Genomic DNA, 255 nt, shown 5'->3' on the forward strand with positions numbered 1-255 from the left:
TGGATCACTTCTGGGAGTTGGTTGATGAGTTCCTGAACGGTGTACTCTTCCTGCTGATTGGTATGAGCATGCTGTCATTCAGCTTCCATGAGGAAGACTGGACACTGATGGTGATTGCGGTACCGCTGGTGCTGCTGGCGCGCTATCTGAGTGTGAAGCTGTCATATCTTGGCTTTAAACGCTATCGCCAATACAATCCCGAATCGGTGAAGATCCTCACCTGGGGTGGCTTGCGTGGCGGTCTGGCTCTGGCGA

The 255-nt window shown here is 52.9% G+C and carries 1 protein-coding gene; it reads left to right on the forward strand.

Annotated elements, in window-relative coordinates:
- Nucleotides 1–255: cation:proton antiporter domain-containing protein (locus R0J87_RS22500; RefSeq protein ID WP_498889104.1), on the forward strand; the 255-nt coding region annotated here is incomplete at both ends.

It is taken from the genome of Halomonas sp. SIMBA_159 (genome assembly GCF_046536035.1).
In the GTDB taxonomy this organism is placed as follows: Bacteria; Pseudomonadota; Gammaproteobacteria; order Pseudomonadales; family Halomonadaceae; genus Vreelandella; species Vreelandella venusta_A.